The organism is Pseudomonas sp. CLCA07 (assembly GCF_053615335.1).
The window spans coordinates 1326892-1346044 of record NZ_CM132131.1 but is presented as its reverse complement, the minus strand read 5'-3'; the positions used below and the strand labels follow the sequence as shown (position 1 = coordinate 1346044).

At 57.7% G+C, this 19153-nt stretch carries 16 protein-coding genes; all 16 read left to right on the top strand.

Translation table 11 applies throughout. The annotated features are described in order from the left end of the window. Positions 1 to 15: 15 nt before the first annotated feature. The 16 genes from flgK (at position 16) to fliI (ending at position 19147) form a co-directional block, all read left to right on the top strand. Positions 16 to 2076, top strand: a complete 2061-nt coding sequence (flgK, locus tag ACWGZX_RS06225; protein ID WP_452627688.1) for a flagellar hook-associated protein FlgK — start codon at positions 16 to 18, stop codon at positions 2074 to 2076. Between the two features lie 13 nt (positions 2077 to 2089). Beyond that, positions 2090 to 3658 (top strand): flagellar hook-associated protein 3, encoded by a 1569-nt coding sequence (locus tag ACWGZX_RS06220; RefSeq protein ID WP_452627687.1) that lies wholly within the window; start codon positions 2090 to 2092, stop codon positions 3656 to 3658. A gap of 692 nt (positions 3659 to 4350) precedes the next feature. Next, entirely contained in the window at positions 4351 to 5277 is a 927-nt protein-coding gene (locus ACWGZX_RS06215) for a ketoacyl-ACP synthase III (RefSeq protein WP_452627686.1), read from the top strand. Positions 5278 to 5584: 307 nt separating this feature from the next. Next, complete coding sequence (locus ACWGZX_RS06210; RefSeq protein WP_452627685.1) at positions 5585 to 6415, top strand: flagellin domain-containing protein; 831 nt, start codon at positions 5585 to 5587, stop codon at positions 6413 to 6415. 74 nt (positions 6416 to 6489) lie between these two features. After that, positions 6490 to 6855, top strand: a complete 366-nt coding sequence (locus tag ACWGZX_RS06205; RefSeq protein WP_452627684.1) for a flagellar protein FlaG — start codon at positions 6490 to 6492, stop codon at positions 6853 to 6855. Between the two features lie 82 nt (positions 6856 to 6937). After that, positions 6938 to 8353, top strand: a complete 1416-nt coding sequence (gene fliD / locus ACWGZX_RS06200) for a flagellar filament capping protein FliD (RefSeq protein WP_452627683.1) — start codon at positions 6938 to 6940, stop codon at positions 8351 to 8353. A 187-nt stretch (positions 8354 to 8540) separates the two neighbouring features. Beyond that, positions 8541 to 8936, top strand: a complete 396-nt coding sequence (gene fliS / locus ACWGZX_RS06195) for a flagellar export chaperone FliS (protein WP_452627682.1) — start codon at positions 8541 to 8543, stop codon at positions 8934 to 8936. Positions 8937 to 8947: 11 nt separating this feature from the next. Further along, positions 8948 to 9244 carry a flagellar protein FliT gene (locus ACWGZX_RS06190; RefSeq protein WP_452627681.1) on the top strand — a complete coding sequence of 99 codons (297 nt, stop codon included), beginning with the start codon at positions 8948 to 8950 and terminating at the stop codon, positions 9242 to 9244. Positions 9245 to 9417: 173 nt separating this feature from the next. After that, the gene (locus ACWGZX_RS06185; protein ID WP_223517048.1) at positions 9418 to 10893 is read left to right on the top strand and encodes a sigma-54 dependent transcriptional regulator; all 1476 of its coding nucleotides are present in this window, start codon (positions 9418 to 9420) and stop codon (positions 10891 to 10893) included. A 110-nt stretch (positions 10894 to 11003) separates the two neighbouring features. Next, entirely contained in the window at positions 11004 to 12224 is a 1221-nt protein-coding gene (locus tag ACWGZX_RS06180; RefSeq protein WP_452627680.1) for a sensor histidine kinase, read from the top strand. Positions 12225 to 12229: 5 nt separating this feature from the next. After that, entirely contained in the window at positions 12230 to 13615 is a 1386-nt protein-coding gene (locus ACWGZX_RS06175; protein WP_452627679.1) for a sigma-54-dependent transcriptional regulator, read from the top strand. Between the two features lie 238 nt (positions 13616 to 13853). Continuing rightward, entirely contained in the window at positions 13854 to 14183 is a 330-nt protein-coding gene (gene fliE, locus ACWGZX_RS06170) for a flagellar hook-basal body complex protein FliE (protein ID WP_007948901.1), read from the top strand. Between the two features lie 14 nt (positions 14184 to 14197). After that, on the top strand, positions 14198 to 15979 hold the full coding sequence (fliF, locus tag ACWGZX_RS06165; protein WP_452627678.1) for a flagellar basal-body MS-ring/collar protein FliF: 1782 nt from the start codon (positions 14198 to 14200) through the stop codon (positions 15977 to 15979). Next, on the top strand, positions 15972 to 16991 hold the full coding sequence (gene fliG / locus ACWGZX_RS06160; RefSeq protein ID WP_223517055.1) for a flagellar motor switch protein FliG: 1020 nt from the start codon (positions 15972 to 15974) through the stop codon (positions 16989 to 16991). The genes fliF and fliG overlap by 8 nt, the downstream gene beginning before the upstream one ends. A 7-nt stretch (positions 16992 to 16998) precedes the next feature. Then, complete coding sequence (fliH, locus tag ACWGZX_RS06155; RefSeq protein WP_452627677.1) at positions 16999 to 17799, top strand: flagellar assembly protein FliH; 801 nt, start codon at positions 16999 to 17001, stop codon at positions 17797 to 17799. After that, positions 17789 to 19147 carry a flagellar protein export ATPase FliI gene (fliI, locus tag ACWGZX_RS06150; RefSeq protein WP_223517059.1) on the top strand — a complete coding sequence of 453 codons (1359 nt, stop codon included), beginning with the start codon at positions 17789 to 17791 and terminating at the stop codon, positions 19145 to 19147. Before fliH ends, fliI begins: the two co-directional genes overlap by 11 nt. Positions 19148 to 19153: the final 6 nt, after the last annotated feature.

The window sequence follows — 19153 nt, the reverse complement described above, 5'->3', positions numbered from 1 at the left end:
CATAAGGTCTGAACCATGAGTTTGCTCAATATCGGGATGTCGGGTCTGGCCGCTGGCCAATCCTCGTTGATGATTACCGGCAATAACATTGCCAACGCCGACACCGCCGGTTACTCACGCCAGCAAACCGTACAGGGCAGCAAAGCCTCGAATCAGTTCGGCAACGTCTACATCGGCAGCGGCACGACCCTGGCTGATGTGCGTCGCGTCTACAACAGCTACCTTGATGCGCAATTGCAGACCACCACCTCGCTCAACAGCGATGCGGCCGCGTACGCCGGGCAGATCAACCCGCTCGACGCCTTGCTGTCGGACAGCGGCACCGGCCTCAATGGCGCGCTGACCAAGTTCTTTGCTTCGGTGCAGAACGTCAACGCCAAGCCGGGTGACGATGCGTCCCGTCAATTGCTGCTCAGCGATGCTCAGGCCTTGAGCAACCGTTTCAACTCAGTGTCCGCCCAGTTGACCACGCAGAACGCGAACATCAACGGCAACCTGTCGAACATGGCCGATCGGATCAACAACCTGGCCGCCACCGTGGCGCAGTTGAACCAGAAAATCTCCGAGATTTCCAAGGCCGGCGGCATGCCGAACGAGCTGCTCGACGCTCGCAACGAAACCGTGCGTCAGCTCTCCTCCTTCACTGGCGCGCAAGTCATCGAGCGCGACGGGAACGTTGATATTTACCTGGGCAGCGGTCAGCCGCTGGTCATGGGCAACACTGCCAGCACGCTGGAAGTGGTGCCGAGCCAGGCCGATCCATCGCGCATGGGCATTCAGCTCAACCGTGGTTCGAGCACCGTCGACATCACCTCGGTGATGACCGGTGGCGAGATGGGGGGGCTGCTGCGCTATCGCAGTACCGTACTGGATCCGGCCATGAACGAACTGGGTCGCGTGGCCCTGGTCGTCGCTGATCAGATGAACAGCCTTCAGGCCCAGGGCATCGACAAGAACGGTGACTTCGGTTCGAACCTGTTCAATAGCATCAACAGTGCCGCACAGATGGCTAACCGCAGCGTCGCCACCGTCGGTAACAGCGCCGGTTCCGGCAACTTCGATGTGAGCATCGAGGACAGCGGCAAGCTGACCATCAACGATTACAAAGTCACCTTCACCAGCGGCACCGACTACACCGTGCAGCGTCTGCCGGACGGTACGTCCATGGGCGCGTTCAGCACCCTGACCACGCCGCCACCGGTGATCGATGGGTTCTCGATGACGCTCAGCGGTGGTACAGCTGCCGCTGGTGACACCTTCAAGATCACGCCGACCCGCAACGCCGCGACCAACATCAAGACCGAGATGACCGACTCCAAGCGTCTGGCGATCGCGGCACCGTTGGGTGCGGCCATTGCGGCAGGCGGCAGTGGCACGCTGACGATACCAGCCAGCGGTCAACCGACCCTGACTACGAAATTCGACATCTACGACGCGGCCACCACCACCGCGATGCAGAACGGCCTGAAAAACTCCACGCCGACCAAGGTCGTGTTTGGCGATGTTTCTGCCGACGGCACCAGCCAGACCTACCAGTTTCTGGATGCCAAGGGCGGGGTTATCAGCAGTGGCACCATCAAGCCTGGCGAGAACAACACCCTGAACCTGACTGTTCCGCTCAAGGACGCCAGTGGGGCGCCGATCCCGCCTGCACCCGCCACGCAATACACCGTCAGCTTCGACATGACCGTGGCCGGCTCACCGGGCAAAGGCACCGCGATCAACGTCTCGCTCAGCCAACCGGGCAGCCTGGATAATCGTAACGGTACAGCGCTGGCCGATTTGCAGACCGCAAAGACCGTGGACACCGGTTCGGCGAGCAAGGGTATTTCCCTGAACGACGCCTACGGCAAACTGGTCGAGGGTGTGGGTTCCAAGGCTGCCCAGGGCAAGCTCGACAGCGCGGCGACCGGCGCCATCCTGGCCAACGCTAAAGGGGCTCGCGATTCGTTGTCCGGTGTCGACCTTGATGAGGAAACCGGCAACCTGGTCAAATATCAGCAGTACTACACCGCGTCTTCGCAGATCATCAAGGCTGCGCAAGAAATCTTCAGCACACTGATAAACAGTCTTTAAGGAGTCGTAGCCCATGCGCATTTCTACCGCCCAGTTTTACGAGTCCTCGGCTGCCAACTATCAGAAGAATTTCGCCAACGTGGTCAAGAGCAGCGAAGAGGCCAGCAGCCTGGTTCGCATCAATACCGCGGCCGATGATCCGGTCGGCGCTTCGCGATTGCTGCAACTGGGTCAGCAGGCTTCGATGCTTGATCAGTACACGCTCAATACCAACACCATCAAATCCACATTGGGCACGACCGAATCGGTGATGACCAGTATCGGGAATGTGCTGCAGCGTGCCAGAGAACTGGCAATTGGTGCAGGCAATGGCGCCTATACCGACGCTGATCGCAAAGCCAATGAATCGGAGCTAGGGCAGATTGAAGAGCAATTGCTGAGTTTGATGAACTCGAAGGATGAAAGCGGTAAGTACATTTTCGCCGGTTCCAAAGGCGACATTGCTCCGTTTTCACGCAATTCCGATGGCACCTACAGTTACAGCGGAGATCAGACGACGCTGAATCTGCCTATCGGCGATACGATGTCGATGGCCACCAACAGCACGGGTTGGGAAGTATTTCAGCAAGCAATCAATACCAGTCGAAGCCAAACCGCACTGACAGCGCCGGCTGTTAATGATGGGCGAGTGCTTCTGTCTGACGGTTTGATCACTGAAAGTGCGACCTATAACAATCGCTTTAAAAGTGGTGAGCCATACAAGGTCGAATTTGTGAGTGGCACACAATTCAAGATCACTGACGCCTTAAACAATGATGTGACGTCTGAAGTCAGCAACAGTGGTGTCTTCAGTTCAAAAGACGCAACTTCGCAATCCTTCAGTTTTCGTGGTCTTGATCTGCGGCTGAATATTAATCTGCAATCCGGTGATACTGACCCGGATGCGGTGATCACTGGGCATAGCTTCAGTCTGGCGAGCAAGCCCGACAGCTTCAACGTCACTCGCTCTCCGGGTAATCCGTCTTCTGCGCAGGTGACCGGCAGTACCGTAAGTAACTCGGCGGCTTACATCGGCAGCTTTCCATCGGGAGGCGCCATACTCAAATTCACCAGCGACAGTGATTACGAACTCTATGCGTCGCCGATTACGGCGAATAGCAAACCTGTTTCCAGTGGTTCTATGGCGGGGTTGAGCGCAACGGCAGGGGGGGTCGACTTCACGTTCAGTGGCGCGCCACAAGCGGGTGACCAATTTGTAATTGCCGTCAACAATCATCAAACCCAGAGCATTCTGGATACCGTCAGTCAGTTGCGTGCATCCTTGCTTGCACCGATTGACACTGATCCGGTCCTTGCTCAGCGTTTCAGTGCGGCGCTTAGCGCTGGCATCTCCAATTTGACAAGTGGCGCCGAGCAACTCTCCAGTGCTTTAAGTTCGGTGGGTGGACGCGCAGCGGCTCTCGATACTCAGAGCGAAGCGAACGCCAGTATCGCATTGGCTAATAAGCAAACGCAGTCGGCCATTCGCGACTCCGATCCGGCAGAGGTAATGACCCGCCTGACTTTGCAGCAAACCATGTTGCAGGCTTCGCAACTGGCGTTCAGCAAGATCGCGCAACTCGGTCTGTTCAATAAGATCTGAGTCCGGGCGTCCTGCAAAGGATGCTCTGAAAAAGGCGCCGTTCAGGAGAGTCTGTGCGGCGTATTCACCTGAAAACTCTCGCCAGGCAGTGGCACAGCAGGGTTTTTGCAGCTTTTTAACCTGCTCCTTGCCCTGATCTAAAATTTTTTCCTGCCGCCAGACCGTGTTCGATCACTTCATCGGGCGGTGCCTCTCTTTCTGGTCGCTACCGCCCACAAAATCAGACAGAAGAACCAGGCAATGTGCTTGGGCTGTTTCCAGCGCATCAACTGGTTCTTATTGTCCATCGTTTTGGAACCTGCCACGCGGAGCCTTCCATTCATTGCTTCGAGCGTGAGTACGGGAGGGCATCGTGGCTTTGCCCGGTCACGAGGCTCAAATATCCATTTCCGACCTTGACGCACTGACCCGAGTGCTTGCAGTTATGAGCTGGCTGTAGAGCCGAGTGGATTGTTGGCCGAAGAACGTCCAATGGGGCAGATTCAGTAAAATAGAGTGACCTGCGAGTCATAACGCGCATCTTCACTGTATTGTATTAATCGGGAAGGTGGCGCCTGGTCGGTTTTTGGCCCAGTGATAGCCTTTTATCCTTCCCGCTGTCGCCTTGATGGGGCGACGTTTTCTCTGTTGGTCGGCGCCCCTCGATTCGTTGCGAGCGGTGGTATTGGGCTGTTTATTATTGGGAAGCCGTAATGATTGGCATAAAAAGCATTGCGAGCTACGTTCCTGTAGCCGGCGTGGACAATTACGCACAGGGTGCAAAATTCGAAAAGGATGAAGAATTCATCCTGGGTAAAATCGGTTCGGCTTTTCTGCCGCGTAAAGACGCCGGGCAGGAAACCTCGGACCTGTGTGTCGAAGCAGTCAATACGCTGTTCGCCAACAATCCTGATTTGAAACGTGAATCCATCGATGTACTAATCGTCGTCACCCAGAACGGTGACGAAGAAGGCCTTCCGCACACTGCCGCCATCGTTCAGGACAAGCTGGGCCTGCCGATTACCGTCGCTGCGTTCGATATCTCGCTGGGATGCTCCGGTTACGTGTACGGCATCTACGCTATCAAGGGTTTCATGGAGGCTGCAGGCCTGAAGAATGGCTTGCTGGTCACCGCCGATCCGTATTCGAAGATCGTCGACCCGGAAGACCGCAACACCACCATGTTGTTCGGTGACGCGGCGACCGCCACGTGGATGGGCGAAGACGCGCCATGGCAGTTGGGCAAGGCCAAGTTCGGCACCGACGGCTCAGGTGCACCGCACTTGAAGGTCTCCGACGGGGTGTTCTATATGAACGGCCGTCAGGTCTTCAATTTCGCGCTGCTCAAAGTCCCGGCGCATTTGAATGAACTGCTCGCTGACTCCGGCCTTTCGGCTGATGATATCGATGCGTTCTGCATTCACCAGGGCAGTGCGGCGATTGTCGATGCAGTGGCGCGGCGTTTCGAGGGTGATCCCGAGAAGTTCATCAAGGACATGGTCGAGACCGGTAATACCGTGTCGTCGAGCATTCCATTGCTGTTGGAGAAGCACGTTTTGGACTCCGGCTGGAAACGCGTTGCATTGAGCGGATTTGGCGTGGGGTTGTCTTGGGGGTCGGCGATCATTTATCGGCCTTGAGTCATTAAGCCCGGGCACAAAAAAAAGCGTTCAAGGTTTCTCCTTGAGCGCTTTTTTTGTGCCCGATTTTTATGGGCAGAACTGCACCTTTGACATTGCCCCCGACAGTTCCCTGGCGCCATTTTTTTATTCGTGGTGGTGTTAACCCATTGTTTTTGTTGGGGGTGGCAGTGTGATGGCAAAATATTTTCAAAAAGCCCTAAAGCAACCTGCCAACGCGACGATAACTATTACGAAGGTTCTCTAGGCCATACCCGGCGGTTGCCAGGGCCGGAAACCGCAGTACCCAACCAACGAGGAATTCGTCATGGCTTTAACCGTAAACACTAACGTTGCATCGTTGAACGTTCAAAAGAACCTGAACCGCGCTTCCGATGCTCTGTCCACCTCGATGACTCGTCTGTCTTCCGGCCTGAAAATCAACAGCGCCAAAGACGACGCTGCCGGCCTGCAAATCGCTACCCGCATGACCAGCCAGATTCGCGGCCAGACCATGGCGATCAAAAACGCCAACGACGGCATCTCGATGGCTCAGACCGCTGAAGGCGCTCTGCAAGAGTCCAGCAACATTCTGCAGCGTATGCGTGAGTTGGGTGTGCAAGCACGTAACGGCAGCAACACTGCAGCGGATAATACCGCAATGGACACAGAGTACCAGCAGATGGCCAAGGAATTGGACCGTATTGCTGGCAGCACCAACTTGAATGGTACGAAGCTGCTCGACGGTTCTGCTGGTGTGGTTAATATTCAAGTGGGTTCTGGCACGACTGCAAATGACACCATTGGCGTGGATTTTGGTATCGTTCCAATGGATTCAACTATTATAGGTGCCACTCCTGGCGACCTGACGGACGCAACCAATGCTGGTACAGCGATTACTAATATCGATACGGCTTTGGACAAGGTTAACGCCCTTCGCTCGACTCTGGGTGCTGCACAAAACCGTTTGACCAGCACCATTTCCAACCTGCAAAACGTCAACGAAAACGTCAGTGCCGCACTGGGTCGTGTACAAGACACCGACTTCGCCGCTGAAACTGCACAGATGACCAAGCAGCAAACCCTGCAACAAGCTTCCACCGCAATCCTGGCGCAAGCCAACCAACTGCCTTCCGCTGTACTGAAACTGCTTCAGTAATCGCCGGTTGAAAGTTGGCGGGAGAGTGCGCTGGCCGTGCTCTCCCGCTTTTTTGCTTTAGTGAGGTGATGGACATGGATATGAGCGTCAAGCTGAACTTGTCTTACCCAGTTGCCAAATCCGCGACGCCTGTCGTGGAAAAAACGATGGATGAGCCTCGATCAAATGTGACACCCGTCAACGTTGTCAAGGATCAAAGCAAAGGAAACGAAACCGAGCAACGCAAGCTGAAAGCGGCTGTCCAGGAAATTGAAAAGTTCGTGCAAACGGTCAAGCGTAATCTGGAGTTCTCTATCGACGAGGCCTCCGGCCAAGTGGTGGTTAAGGTCATAGCCAGCGAGTCGGGAGAAGTGGTACGCCAGATCCCCAATGAAGAAGTCCTGAAGCTGGCCAATAGCTTGAATGATGCGAGCAGTCTGTTGTTCAGCGCCGAAGCCTGAAGGCTGGCATGAAAAGTGTTACACCGTTCTTTGCGGCGCAGTAAGAGTCAAACGGCTGGCGACAAACTGAAGGGAGATGCACATGGCAAGTCCAATTCTACCGGGTGCTGGGCTGGGTTCCGGCCTGGACACCGGTGCTATCGTCAAGGCCCTGGTCGACTCAGACAAGGTGGCCAAGCAGACGCAGATCGACCGGCAGACAAAGATTACCACCGCGAATCTATCTGGCATCGGGACCCTGAAGTCGGTGTTGGCGGCGTTTCAGACCGCGATGAAGAACCTCGGCAGTGCCACAACGCCGCAGTTCTCGGGGTTCGCTGCAAGCTCTTCCGATGTCAAGGTTGTGACCGCGACCTCCAATAATTCGGCGGTCAAGGGCAGCTACGTTATCAAAGTCGATAACCTTGCCACCTCGGCCAAAGTCGCCAGCGAAGTCTTTACGGATGCAAGCAGCGCTGTTGCAGAGGGGCCTCTGACTATCAAGCTGAACAACAAGGACTACGTCCTTGATGTCCCGGCCGGTGCGACCCTGCAATCGGTCCGCGACCTGATCAATAGCAAGTTCCAGGGCGATGGCATTAACGCCAACATCATTACCGACAAAGACGGCTCGCGACTGGTGCTGGGGTCTTCGGCCACGGGTGCGGGGTCTGAAATTTCCGTCAGTGGTGTGATGACCATTCACGGCGATCAGGCGATGGCCGGCGATCCTTTAGATCCGCTCGCTCCACCAGGTGCCGGGCGTATCGGCAATGCGGCAACCGATGCGGAGTTCTCGGTCGACGGCCTGAGCATGACCAGTAAAACCAATACCATCGATAATGCCGTCTCGGGCTTGAGCTTCAATCTGTTGGCTGGGGGTGGGGCCACGTCGACGGTGACGGTGGCGACTAACACTGATGGCTTGAAGGCCTCGATCCAGAAGTTCGTCGATGCTTACAACGCGGTAGTCAGCAGCATTGGCACGCTGACCAAGCCCACGCTCGACAGTGATGGTAAGCCAACGGTCGCTGCAGCGTTGACCGGGGACGCGCTGCCGCGCAACATTCTGGCGGCCATCCGTGGGCCGCTGACCGAGACCGGGGCAGGGGATAAGCTCACCGTGCTGGCGCAATTGGGTATCACCACCAATCAGAAGACCGGTGCATTGGACTTCGATAGCACCAAGTTCACTGCGGCAATGAGCGACAAGAGTCTGGGTGGTGAGGTTCAGGCGTTCTTTACCGGGACCGGAGGCTTGCTGGAGCGAATGGACAAGGCGATTGCCCCTTACACCCAAACGGGGGAGATCCTTGATGCCCGCACCACCAATCTGAACAAGAACAAAGCCAACCTGGTCGAGCAGCAAGCGGCCCTCGATCGTCGGGTAGCAATACTGACTGCGGTGTTGACCAAAAAATACAACGATATGGACTCTTTGGTGGGCAAGCTGAAAGCTACGGCCAGCAACATTACTTCGATATTTGAAGCCATGACGGCGCAGCAAAGAAACTCCTAGTGCTGTTAGCGCATTAACGCAAAAGCCCGACAACACGCTCCAGTGTGTCGGGCTTTTTACTTTGGGAGTCAGCAAAAATAGACCAAGTGAAGCATGCGCTGCTCGGCCCCGGCACCCCGGCTAAAGTTTTTTGACGCGTGGTCGATACATTGATCATACGAACACTAGCGTTTTGATGAGGTACAACATGAATCCGATGTTAGCCCTTCGGCAGTATCAGAAGATTGGCGCCCAGGCGCAGACTTCCGAAGCCAGTCCCCATCGTCTTGTACAGATGTTGATGGAGGGTGGTCTGGATCGAATTGCCCAGGCCAAGGGTGCCATGGAGCGCAAGGATATCCCGAACAAAGGTGTTCTGATTGGCAAGGCCATCGGCATCATCGGTGGTCTGCGCGAAGGTCTGGATCTGGACAATCAGGCCGAAACGGTAGGCGAACTGGATAGCCTCTACGAATACATGATGAAGCGCCTGACCGAGGCTAACGCCAAGACCGATTCGAAAATCCTCGACGAAGTCGCTGATCTGCTGCGTACGGTCAAAGACGGTTGGGATGCCATTGGCACGCCTGCTCCACAGTTCTGAAGGAGATCACCATGAGTCTTGTGCTGCAGCGTATCGAACACACCCGCGAAGGCCTGGTCGGTGCCTTGGCCGAGCGCAATTGGGAGGCCATTGCTGAGTTGGACCTGGCGTGCCGATCCTGCATGGAAGATGTTTTGAGTGAAGCGTCGGTGGACGAGGCCGCATTGCGCGACAACCTTGAGGAGTTGCTGGGGGTGTACAAGCAGCTTCTTGAGGCCGCGACGGGGGAGAGGCAAGCGATAGTTGATGAGATGTCTCAGATCAATCATGCGAAGAGCGCGGCAAAGGTTTACCATCTGTTCGGTTAATTAATCCTCAGTTAATCCAATGATAGTGCGCCATAAATTTGACTGTGCACGGTTTTTTGACTTAACTAGTGGCTGGTTCCAGATTTCAGTCGTCTTCAGGCATATCAGGCCTGCAAGCGTTTAGCTTGCCCCAGCATTTTGGGCATTGAGTTGACTAGGGAAGTTGCTATTGCATGTGGCGTGAAACCAAAATTCTGCTGATTGATGACGATAGCGTCCGCCGCCGCGATTTAGCGGTGATTTTAAATTTTCTTGGTGAGGAAAATTTACCCTGTGGTAGCCATGACTGGCAGCAGGCTGTCGGCTCTTTGTCTTCAAGTCGTGACGTGATCTGTGTCCTCATCGGGACGGTCAATGCTCCTGGCGCACTTGCGGGCTTGCTAAAGACACTCGCAACCTGGGATGAGTTCCTTCCGGTTTTGTTAATGGGCGATAATTCTTCCGTTGACTTGCCAGAGGACCAGCGACGTCGAGTGCTGTCGACCCTGGAAATGCCACCCAGCTACAGCAAATTGCTCGACTCCCTGCACCGTGCCCAGGTCTATCGCGAAATGTACGACCAGGCCCGCGAGCGCGGTCGTCACCGTGAGCCTAATCTGTTTCGCAGCCTTGTCGGCACCAGCCGGGCGATTCAACACGTCCGTCAGATGATGCAGCAAGTGGCCGACACCGACGCCAGCGTACTGATCCTTGGCGAGTCCGGCACCGGCAAGGAAGTGGTTGCGCGCAACTTGCACTATCACTCCAGGCGTCGTGACGCGCCGTTCGTTCCGGTCAACTGCGGGGCGATCCCGGCCGAGTTGCTGGAAAGCGAATTGTTCGGCCACGAGAAGGGCGCCTTCACCGGGGCGATCACCAGCCGTGCCGGGCGTTTCGAACTGGCCAACGGCGGCACCCTGTTTCTTGATGAAATCGGCGACATGCCGCTGCCGATGCAGGTCAAGTTGCTGCGTGTTCTGCAGGAACGCACCTTCGAGCGCGTGGGCAGTAACAAGACCCAAAGTGTTGACGTGCGCATCATTGCCGCGACCCACAAGAATCTCGAAAGCATGATCGAGATCGGCACGTTCCGCGAAGACTTGTATTACCGCCTGAACGTGTTCCCGATCGAGATGGCGCCCCTGCGTGAGCGTGTCGAAGACATCCCGTTGCTGATGAACGAGTTGATCTCGCGCATGGAGCACGAGAAGCGCGGGTCGATCCGTTTCAATTCCGCCGCGATCATGTCGTTGTGTCGTCACGGTTGGCCGGGCAACGTTCGCGAACTCGCCAACCTCGTGGAGCGCATGGCGATCATGCACCCGTACGGGGTGATTGGTGTGGTCGAGTTGCCGAAGAAATTCCGCTACGTCGATGACGAAGACGAACAGTTGGTCGACAGCCTGCGCAGTGATCTTGAAGAGCGGGTGGCCATCAATGGTCATTCCCCGGACTTCACCACCACTGCCATGCTGCCCCCGGAAGGCCTGGACCTGAAGGACTACCTCGGTGGTCTGGAGCAGGGCCTGATTCAGCAAGCGCTGGATGATGCCAATGGCATTGTGGCGCGCGCAGCTGAACGCCTGCGTATTCGTCGCACCACGCTGGTGGAGAAGATGCGCAAGTACGGCATGAGCCGTCGCGACGGTGATGAACAGGCAGATGATTGACGCCTGTTTTTCAAGTCATTCATATTTGGGCGGTTTTTTTTAGGCACGGGTATTGCTAAGTCCCTCGCAACGTTCCGTTTAACTGACGGTCAGCCAAGCGAGAGAGCACAATGCCCCAAGCCGCCCAGTTGTCTCCTGTCCCTGACGCTTCGGGACAGTCGTCCGTAGAGCAGGCAAGCCGGCTTGGCCTTGAGCAGGCGTTTGCGCTGTTCAGTCAGATGTCGAGTCAATTGACCGACTCCTACAGCCTGCTTGAAGCCCGTGTCACCGAGCTGAAGGGCGAGTTGGCGGTGGTCAGTGCGCAGCGCATGCAGGAACTGGCGGAAAAAGAACGCCTGGCTAATCGTCTGCAAAATCTCCTCGACCTGTTGCCCGGCGGCGTCATCGTTATCGATGCCCAAGGCATTGTGCGCGAAGCCAACCCGACGGCGTACGAGTTGCTCGGTCTGCCACTCGAAGGTGAGCTCTGGCGGCAGGTCATCGCCCGTTGTTTCGCGCCTCGCAAAGACGACGGTCATGAGATCTCTCTCAAGGACGGTCGGCGTCTGTCGATTGCCACTCGCTCGCTGGACGCTGAGCCGGGTCAGTTGGTGCTGCTGAACGACCTGACTGAAACCCGTCACCTGCAAGATCAACTGGCCCGTCACGAACGCTTGTCTTCCCTCGGCCGAATGGTCGCCTCGCTGGCTCATCAAATTCGTACGCCGTTGTCAGCTGCTTTGCTTTATGCCAGTCACTTGGCTGAGCAAGAGCTGCCAGTCGCTACGCAGCAGCGTTTTGCCGGTCGCCTGAAAGAGCGTTTGCATGAACTGGAACATCAGGTTCGCGACATGCTGGTGTTCGCGCGCGGTGAGCTACCGCTGACCGATCGCATCACGCCGAAACAGTTGATGCAATCGCTGCAAGCGGCAGCACTGACGCATGTTCAAGACCTGTCAGTCCGTTGGCAGTGCGACAGTCACGCTGGCGAGTTGCTGTGTAATCGCGACACGCTGATCGGGGCGATCCTCAATCTGGTCGAGAATGCGATTCAGGCGAGTGCCGGCGATGCCCGCTTGAAAGTTCACTTTTATACCCGTGAAAACACCCTGCGCGTGTGCGTAAGTGACAGCGGCAGTGGCATCGACAGCCACGTTCTGGCACGTCTGGGCGAGCCGTTTTTCACCACCAAAACCACTGGAACCGGGTTGGGTCTGACCGTGGTCAAGGCGGTGGCGCGTGCGCATCAGGGAGAATTGCAGCTGCGTTCGCGGCCGGGTCGCGGCACGTGTGCGCAAGTGATTCTGCCGCTTTTTTCGGGTGAAAAGCCCATTGCCCGGGGAGTGGAATGAAAGGCATGGCAATCAAGGTTTTACTGGTCGAGGATGACCGCGCGCTACGCGAAGCATTGGCCGATACGCTGATGCTGGCGGGGCACGATTTCAAGGCGGTCGGTTCGGCAGAAGATGCGTTGGCGGCGGTGGCAGTCGAGGCGTTCAATCTGGTGATCAGTGACGTCAATATGCCGGGCATGGACGGGCACCAGCTGCTCGGTTTGCTGCGGGCGCGTCATCCGCAATTGCCGGTGCTGCTGATGACGGCCCATGGTGCCGTCGAACGGGCAGTCGATGCGATGCGCCAGGGGGCGGCGGATTATCTGGTCAAACCGTTCGAGCCCAAGGCATTGCTTGATTTGGTGGCGCGTCATGCATTGGGCAATCTCGGTACGGTCGAGGGCGAAGGACCGATCGCGTTCGAACCGGCCAGCGCGCAATTGCTGGAGTTGGCCGCCAGAGTGGCACGCAGTGATTCCACGGTACTCATCTCGGGCGAGTCCGGCACCGGCAAAGAAGTGTTGGCGCGCTACATTCATCAGCATTCCCATCGCGCCAGTCAGCCATTTATTGCGATCAATTGCGCAGCGATCCCCGACAACATGCTTGAAGCTACGTTGTTCGGTCACGAAAAGGGTTCGTTCACGGGCGCCATTTCAGCGCAGGCCGGCAAGTTCGAACAAGCTGACGGCGGCACGATTCTGCTCGACGAAATTTCCGAAATGCCCCTCGGCCTTCAGGCCAAGTTGCTGCGCGTTTTGCAGGAGCGTGAAGTCGAGCGGGTGGGCGCACGCAAAACGATCACGCTGGACATTCGGGTCGTGGCCACCACCAACCGCGATCTGGCCGGCGAAGTGGCGGCGGGGCGTTTTCGTGAAGACCTTTACTATCGCCTGTCGGTGTTTCCGCTCGCCTGGCGTCCGCTGCGCGAGCGCACTGCGGACATCCTGCCGCTGGCCGAGCGACTGTTGGCCAAACACGTCAATAAAATAAAGCATGCAGCGGCGCGACTGTCGCCCGAAGCGCAGGCGTGCCTGATCGGTTATCCGTGGCCTGGCAATGTGCGTGAGCTGGACAATGCGATCCAGCGGGCCTTGATTCTGCAGCAGGGCGGTTTGATCCAGCCGCAGGATTTCTGTTTGTCCGGGCCGGTTGCGTGTGCGCCGTTGCCAACATGGGTAGTCGCACCGGTACGCGCCGTCGAAGTTGACGCTGAATCGGCCGGTGCACTGGGCGATGACCTGCGGCGCCGCGAATTCCAGATGATCATCGATACCCTGCGTTCTGAGCGCGGCCGTCGCAAGGAGGCTGCCGAGCGACTGGGCATCAGCCCGCGCACCTTGCGCTACAAGCTGGCGCAGATGCGTGATGCCGGAATGGATGTGGAAGCCTGTTTGTTCGCCACTTGAAGGTTTGGCGAACAACCATTCACGCTGCAACACAAACTTCTGTAGGAGCTGGCTTGCCAGCGAATCAATGGTGGCCGTGACGCCGACTTCGCTGGCAAGCCAGCTCCTACAGAAGTTTGCGTGAAGTCCGCAGAGGGCTTTTGTTCCGAGCACCACGGAGCTGGCACCCTTGTTGCTAACACCTCACTACCCGCCGAGTGAGTGTCAAAAAATTGCGGGTCGTCAACGAGAGTGGATCATGAGCCAAGGTATTGAATTTAATCGGTTGATGCTGGATATGCGTTCCATGCAAATGGATGCCATGTCTGCGCCTAAATCGACTGCCGCAGTCCCTGAACTGGGTGGCAGCAGCTTTTCCGACATGCTCGGTCAAGCCGTCAATAAAGTGAACGACACTCAGCAGGCGTCCACTCAGTTGGCCAGTGCTTTCGAGATCGGCAAGAGCGGCGTCGACCTGACGGACGTCATGATTTCCTCGCAGAAGGCTAGCGTGTCTTTCCAGGCGTTGACGCAAGTGCGTAACAAGCTGGTTCAGGCTTACCAAGACATCATGCAGATGCCGGTTTAAGGACAAATTGAGTCATGGCAGAAGCAGTCGCCGATAACGTTCCGGCCAAGGTCACTCCAATAGACGGCAAACCGCCGCTGTTTGGGTTGTCCTTCCTGGAAAACCTCTCCGAGATGACCATGTTGCGTCAGGTGGGCCTGTTGGTCGGCCTGGCTGCGAGCGTGGCGATTGGTTTTGCCGTGGTGCTGTGGTCTCAGCAACCGGACTACCGGCCTCTGTATGGCAGCCTTGCCGGTATGGACGCCAAGCAGGTCATGGATACCCTGGCCTCCGCCGATATTCCTTACACCGTTGAACCGAACTCTGGCGCTTTGCTGGTCAAGGCCGATGATTTGTCCCGTGCGCGACTGAAGCTCGCGGCGGCTGGTGTCACTCCCAGCGACGGCAACATCGGCTTTGAAATCCTCGACAAGGACCAAGGCCTCGGGACCAGCCAGTTCATGGAAGCGACCCGTTATCGTCGTGGCCTCGAAGGCGAACTGGCGCGCACCATTTCCAGCTTGAACAACGTCAAGGGCGCCCGCGTGCACTTGGCGATTCCGAAAAGTTCGGTGTTCGTGCGTGACGAACGCAAGCCGAGCGCTTCGGTTCTGGTTGAACTGTATTCCGGTCGCTCGCTGGAGCCCGGTCAAGTGGTCGCGATCATCAACCTGGTCGCGACCAGTGTTCCTGAACTGAGCAAGTCGCAGATCACCGTCGTCGACCAGAAGGGCAACCTGCTGTCGGATCAGGCGGAAAACTCCGAACTGAGCATGGCCGGCAAGCAATTCGATTACAGCCGCCGCATGGAAAGCATGCTGACCCAGCGCGTGCACAACATCCTGCAACCGGTGCTGGGCAACGATCGTTATAAGGCTGAAGTGTCAGCCGACGTCGATTTCAGCGCCGTCGAGTCAACCTCCGAGCAGTTCAACCCCGATCAACCGGCGTTGCGCAGCGAGCAGTCGGTCAACGAACAACGCACGGCCAGCAATGGCCCGCAAGGTGTGCCGGGTGCCTTGAGCAACCAGCCGCCGTCGCCAGCCTCTGCACCGCAATCCACCGGTGGCACTGCTGCTTCGGCCGGCATGGTGCAGCCAGGTCAGCCGTTGATCGATGCCAACGGTCAACAAATCATGGACCCTGCCACCGGTCAGCCGATGCTGGCGCCGTACCCGGCAGACAAGCGTCAACAATCCACCAAGAACTTCGAACTCGACCGCTCCATCAGCCACACCAAGCAACAGCAGGGCCGACTGAATCGCCTGTCGGTGTCGGTGGTGGTGGACGATCAGGTCAAGGTTAACGCCGCCAACGGCGAAACTACCCGGGCACCGTGGACTGCCGATGAATTGGCGCGCTTCACCCGTCTGGTGCAGGACGCGGTCGGTTTCGATGCCAGCCGTGGCGATAGCGTCAGCGTGATCAACATGCCGTTCTCCGCAGAACGCGGTGAAGTGATTGCCGAAATTCCGTTCTACTCGCAGCCGTGGTTCTGGGACATCGTCAAGCAATTGCTGGGTGTCTTGTTCATCCTGGTGTTGGTGTTCGGCGTGCTGCGTCCGGTACTCAACAACATCACCGGTGGCGGTAAAGATAGGCAACTGGTCGGCAGCGACGTCGAGTTGGGTGGCATGGGCGGCCTGGACGGCGAACTGGCCAACGACCGCGTCAGCCTCGGCGGCCCGCAAAGCATCCTGCTGCCAAGCCCGAGCGAAGGCTATGACGCACAGTTGAATGCAATCAAGAGTCTGGTGGCAGAAGATCCGGGTCGCGTGGCCCAGGTCGTGAAAGAGTGGATTAACGCAGATGAGTGATAACCGAGCCGTTGCCGCCAAACTGTCCAAGGTCGACAAAGCCGCGATTCTGCTGCTGTCCCTCGGTTCGACCGATGCTGCCCAGGTATTGCGTCACATGGGGCCTAAAGAGGTTCAGCGCGTGGGTGTGGCGATGGCCCAGATGGGCAACGTGCACCGCGAGCAAGTCGAGCAGGTGATGAGCGAGTTCGTCGACATCGTCGGCGACCAGACCAGCCTGGGCGTCGGCTCCGACGACTACGTGCGCAAAATGCTCACCCAGGCCTTGGGCGAAGACAAGGCCAACGGCCTGATCGACCGCATCCTCTTGGGTGGCAACACCAGTGGTCTCGACAGCCTGAAGTGGATGGAGCCGCGCGCCGTCGCCGACGTGATCCGTTACGAGCACCCACAGATCCAGGCGATCGTGGTGGCGTATCTCGACCCGGATCAGGCCGGTGAAGTACTCGGAAACTTCGACCACAAGGTCCGACTGGACATTATTCTGCGGGTCTCCTCGCTGAACACCGTACAGCCGGCGGCCCTGAAAGAACTCAACCAGATTCTCGAGAAGCAGTTCTCCGGTAACTCGAATGCGTCGCGCACCAACCTGGGTGGCATCAAGCGCGCGGCCGACATCATGAACTTCCTCGACAGCTCGATCGAAGGTCAGTTGATGGACTCGATCCGCGAAGTCGACGAAGACCTGTCCGGTCAGATCGAAGACCTCATGTTCGTGTTCAACAACCTGTCCGATGTCGACGACCGCGGGATTCAGGCGTTGCTGCGCGAAGTGTCCTCCGACGTGTTGGTGCTGGCCCTCAAGGGGTCGGACGAAGGCGTCAAGGAAAAGATCTTCAAGAACATGTCCAAACGGGCGGCCGAACTGTTGCGCGACGACCTCGAGGCCAAAGGCCCGGTGCGTGTCAGCGATGTGGAAACCGCGCAGAAAGAAATCCTCACCATTGCCCGCCGTATGGCCGAAGCCGGAGAAATCGTTCTCGGCGGGAAGGGCGGCGAAGAGATGATCTAAGGTCACTATGTCGTCTAAACATGATGAGTCCCAGACCGACCTGATTCGTGGCAAGCACGTTGCCGCTTTCGACGTCTGGGCGCTGCCCAGTTTCGACCCTTTCGTGCCAGAGCCCGAGCCTGAACCTGAGCCAGAACCACCAGAGATGGAAGAAGTGCCGCTGGACGAAGTCCAGCCACTGACCCTCGAAGAACTCGAAGCGATTCGCCAGGAGGCCTACAACGAAGGCTTCGCCGTGGGCGAGAAAGAAGGTTTTCACAGCACCACGCTCAAGGTTCGTCAGGAAGCCGAAACGGCGCTGGCGCCGAAAATCGCGGGGCTGGAGCAACTGATGGTCAACCTGTTCGAGCCCATCGCCGAGCAGGACACCCAGATAGAAAAGTCGCTGGTCGACCTCGTGCAGCACATCACCAAACAAGTGATTCAGCGCGAACTGGCCATCGATTCGACGCAGATCGAACACGTCATGCGTGAAGCGCTCAAGCTCTTGCCTTTAGGCGTGGGCAATGTGCGCTTGTACATCAATCCGCAGGACTTCGTACAAGTCAAAGCGTTGCGCGAACGCCATGAAGAAACCTGGCGCATCGTCGAAGACGAGTCGTTGTTGCCTGGAGGTTGCCGCGTCGAGACTGAACACAGCCGAATTGACGCCACCGTCGAAACCCGCGTTGCCCAAGTCATGGCCAAGCTGCTCGATCAGTTGCACGATCAGGCGTTGCACCCGTCTGCGCCGGATTTGAGCCTGGAATTGCCGGTCGACGAAACGCCTGCTGTCGAGCCGCAACTGGACGACCCCGATGCGCCTTGATCGCACCAGCTTCGCCAAGCGCCTGGGCGGTTACGCCGAGGCCACGGAGCTTGCCGGCGCGCCGGTTCTGGAAGGCCGCTTGCTGCGCATGGTCGGCCTGACCCTCGAAGCTGAAGGCTTGCGCGCTGCCATGGGTAGCCGCTGCATAGTCATCAACGACGACAGCTATCACCCGGTGCAGGTCGAAGCCGAGGTCATGGGTTTCTCCGGCAGCAAAGTCTTCCTGATGCCTGTAGGCAGCGTTGCCGGCATTGCCCCCGGTGCCCGGGTGGTTCCACTCGCCGATACCGGCCGCTTGCCAATGGGCATGAGCATGCTGGGTCGGGTGCTCGATGGCGCCGGTCGTGCGCTGGACGGCAAAGGCGGGATGAAAGCCGAAGACTGGGTGTCGATGGACGGTCCGACCATCAACCCGCTCAAGCGTGAACCGATCAGCGAACCGCTGGATGTGGGCATTCGCACCATCAACGGTTTGTTGACGGTCGGTCGCGGCCAGCGGCTCGGGCTGTTCGCCGGTACCGGTGTCGGTAAATCGGTGCTGTTGGGCATGATGACTCGCTTCACCGAGGCCGACATTATCGTGGTCGGGCTGATCGGTGAGCGGGGTCGCGAAGTCAAGGAATTCATCGAGCACAGCCTCGGTGAAGAAGGGCTCAAGCGTTCCGTGGTCGTGGCGTCGCCGGCGGACGATGCGCCGCTGATGCGTCTGCGCGCGGCGATGTACTGCACGCGCATCGCCGAGTATTTCCGCGACAAGGGCAAGAACGTCCTGTTGCTCATGGATTCCCTGACCCGTTTCGCCCAGGCCCAGCGGGAAATTGCCCTGGCCATTGGCGAACCGCCGGCCACCAAGGGGTATCCGCCGTCGGTATTCGCCAAGTTGCCAAAACTGGTGGAGCGCGCCGGTAACGCCGAGAAGGGCGGTGGTTCGATCACGGCGTTCTATACCGTGTTGTCCGAAGGCGATGATCAGCAGGACCCGATTGCCGATGCCGCTCGCGGCGTGCTCGACGGGCACATCGTGTTGTCGCGCCGACTGGCTGAAGAGGGTCATTACCCGGCCATCGATATCGAAGCGTCCATAAGCCGGGTCATGCCGTCGGTGGTCAGCCCGGAACACATGACTCGCGCGCAGATGTTCAAGCAGTACTGGTCTCGCTATCAGCAGAGTCGTGATTTGATCAGTGTCGGTGCTTATGTGCCGGGCGGTGATCGTGAAACCGACACGGCGATTTCGCTCCAGCCGGCCATGGTCACTTACCTGCGTCAGGGTTTGAACGACAACATCGGTATGGGCGCCAGCGTCAACCATCTCGCTTCCATCTTCGCTCCGGCAGCGGGCGGCTAACCGACC

Bases quoted from the DNA above. Each gene is read 5' to 3' on its own strand.
- flgK (WP_452627688.1), top strand. From the start codon at position 16: ATGAGTTTGCTCAATATCGGGATGTCGGGTCTGGCCGCTGGCCAATCC.
- ACWGZX_RS06220 (WP_452627687.1), top strand. From the start codon at position 2,090: ATGCGCATTTCTACCGCCCAGTTTTACGAGTCCTCGGCTGCCAACTAT.
- ACWGZX_RS06215 (WP_452627686.1), top strand. From the start codon at position 4,351: ATGATTGGCATAAAAAGCATTGCGAGCTACGTTCCTGTAGCCGGCGTG.
- ACWGZX_RS06210 (WP_452627685.1), top strand. From the start codon at position 5,585: ATGGCTTTAACCGTAAACACTAACGTTGCATCGTTGAACGTTCAAAAG.
- ACWGZX_RS06205 (WP_452627684.1), top strand. From the start codon at position 6,490: ATGGATATGAGCGTCAAGCTGAACTTGTCTTACCCAGTTGCCAAATCC.
- fliD (WP_452627683.1), top strand. From the start codon at position 6,938: ATGGCAAGTCCAATTCTACCGGGTGCTGGGCTGGGTTCCGGCCTGGAC.
- fliS (WP_452627682.1), top strand. From the start codon at position 8,541: ATGAATCCGATGTTAGCCCTTCGGCAGTATCAGAAGATTGGCGCCCAG.
- ACWGZX_RS06190 (WP_452627681.1), top strand. From the start codon at position 8,948: ATGAGTCTTGTGCTGCAGCGTATCGAACACACCCGCGAAGGCCTGGTC.
- ACWGZX_RS06185 (WP_223517048.1), top strand. From the start codon at position 9,418: ATGTGGCGTGAAACCAAAATTCTGCTGATTGATGACGATAGCGTCCGC.
- ACWGZX_RS06180 (WP_452627680.1), top strand. From the start codon at position 11,004: ATGCCCCAAGCCGCCCAGTTGTCTCCTGTCCCTGACGCTTCGGGACAG.
- ACWGZX_RS06175 (WP_452627679.1), top strand. From the start codon at position 12,230: ATGGCAATCAAGGTTTTACTGGTCGAGGATGACCGCGCGCTACGCGAA.
- fliE (WP_007948901.1), top strand. From the start codon at position 13,854: ATGAGCCAAGGTATTGAATTTAATCGGTTGATGCTGGATATGCGTTCC.
- fliF (WP_452627678.1), top strand. From the start codon at position 14,198: ATGGCAGAAGCAGTCGCCGATAACGTTCCGGCCAAGGTCACTCCAATA.
- fliG (WP_223517055.1), top strand. From the start codon at position 15,972: ATGAGTGATAACCGAGCCGTTGCCGCCAAACTGTCCAAGGTCGACAAA.
- fliH (WP_452627677.1), top strand. From the start codon at position 16,999: ATGTCGTCTAAACATGATGAGTCCCAGACCGACCTGATTCGTGGCAAG.
- fliI (WP_223517059.1), top strand. From the start codon at position 17,789: ATGCGCCTTGATCGCACCAGCTTCGCCAAGCGCCTGGGCGGTTACGCC.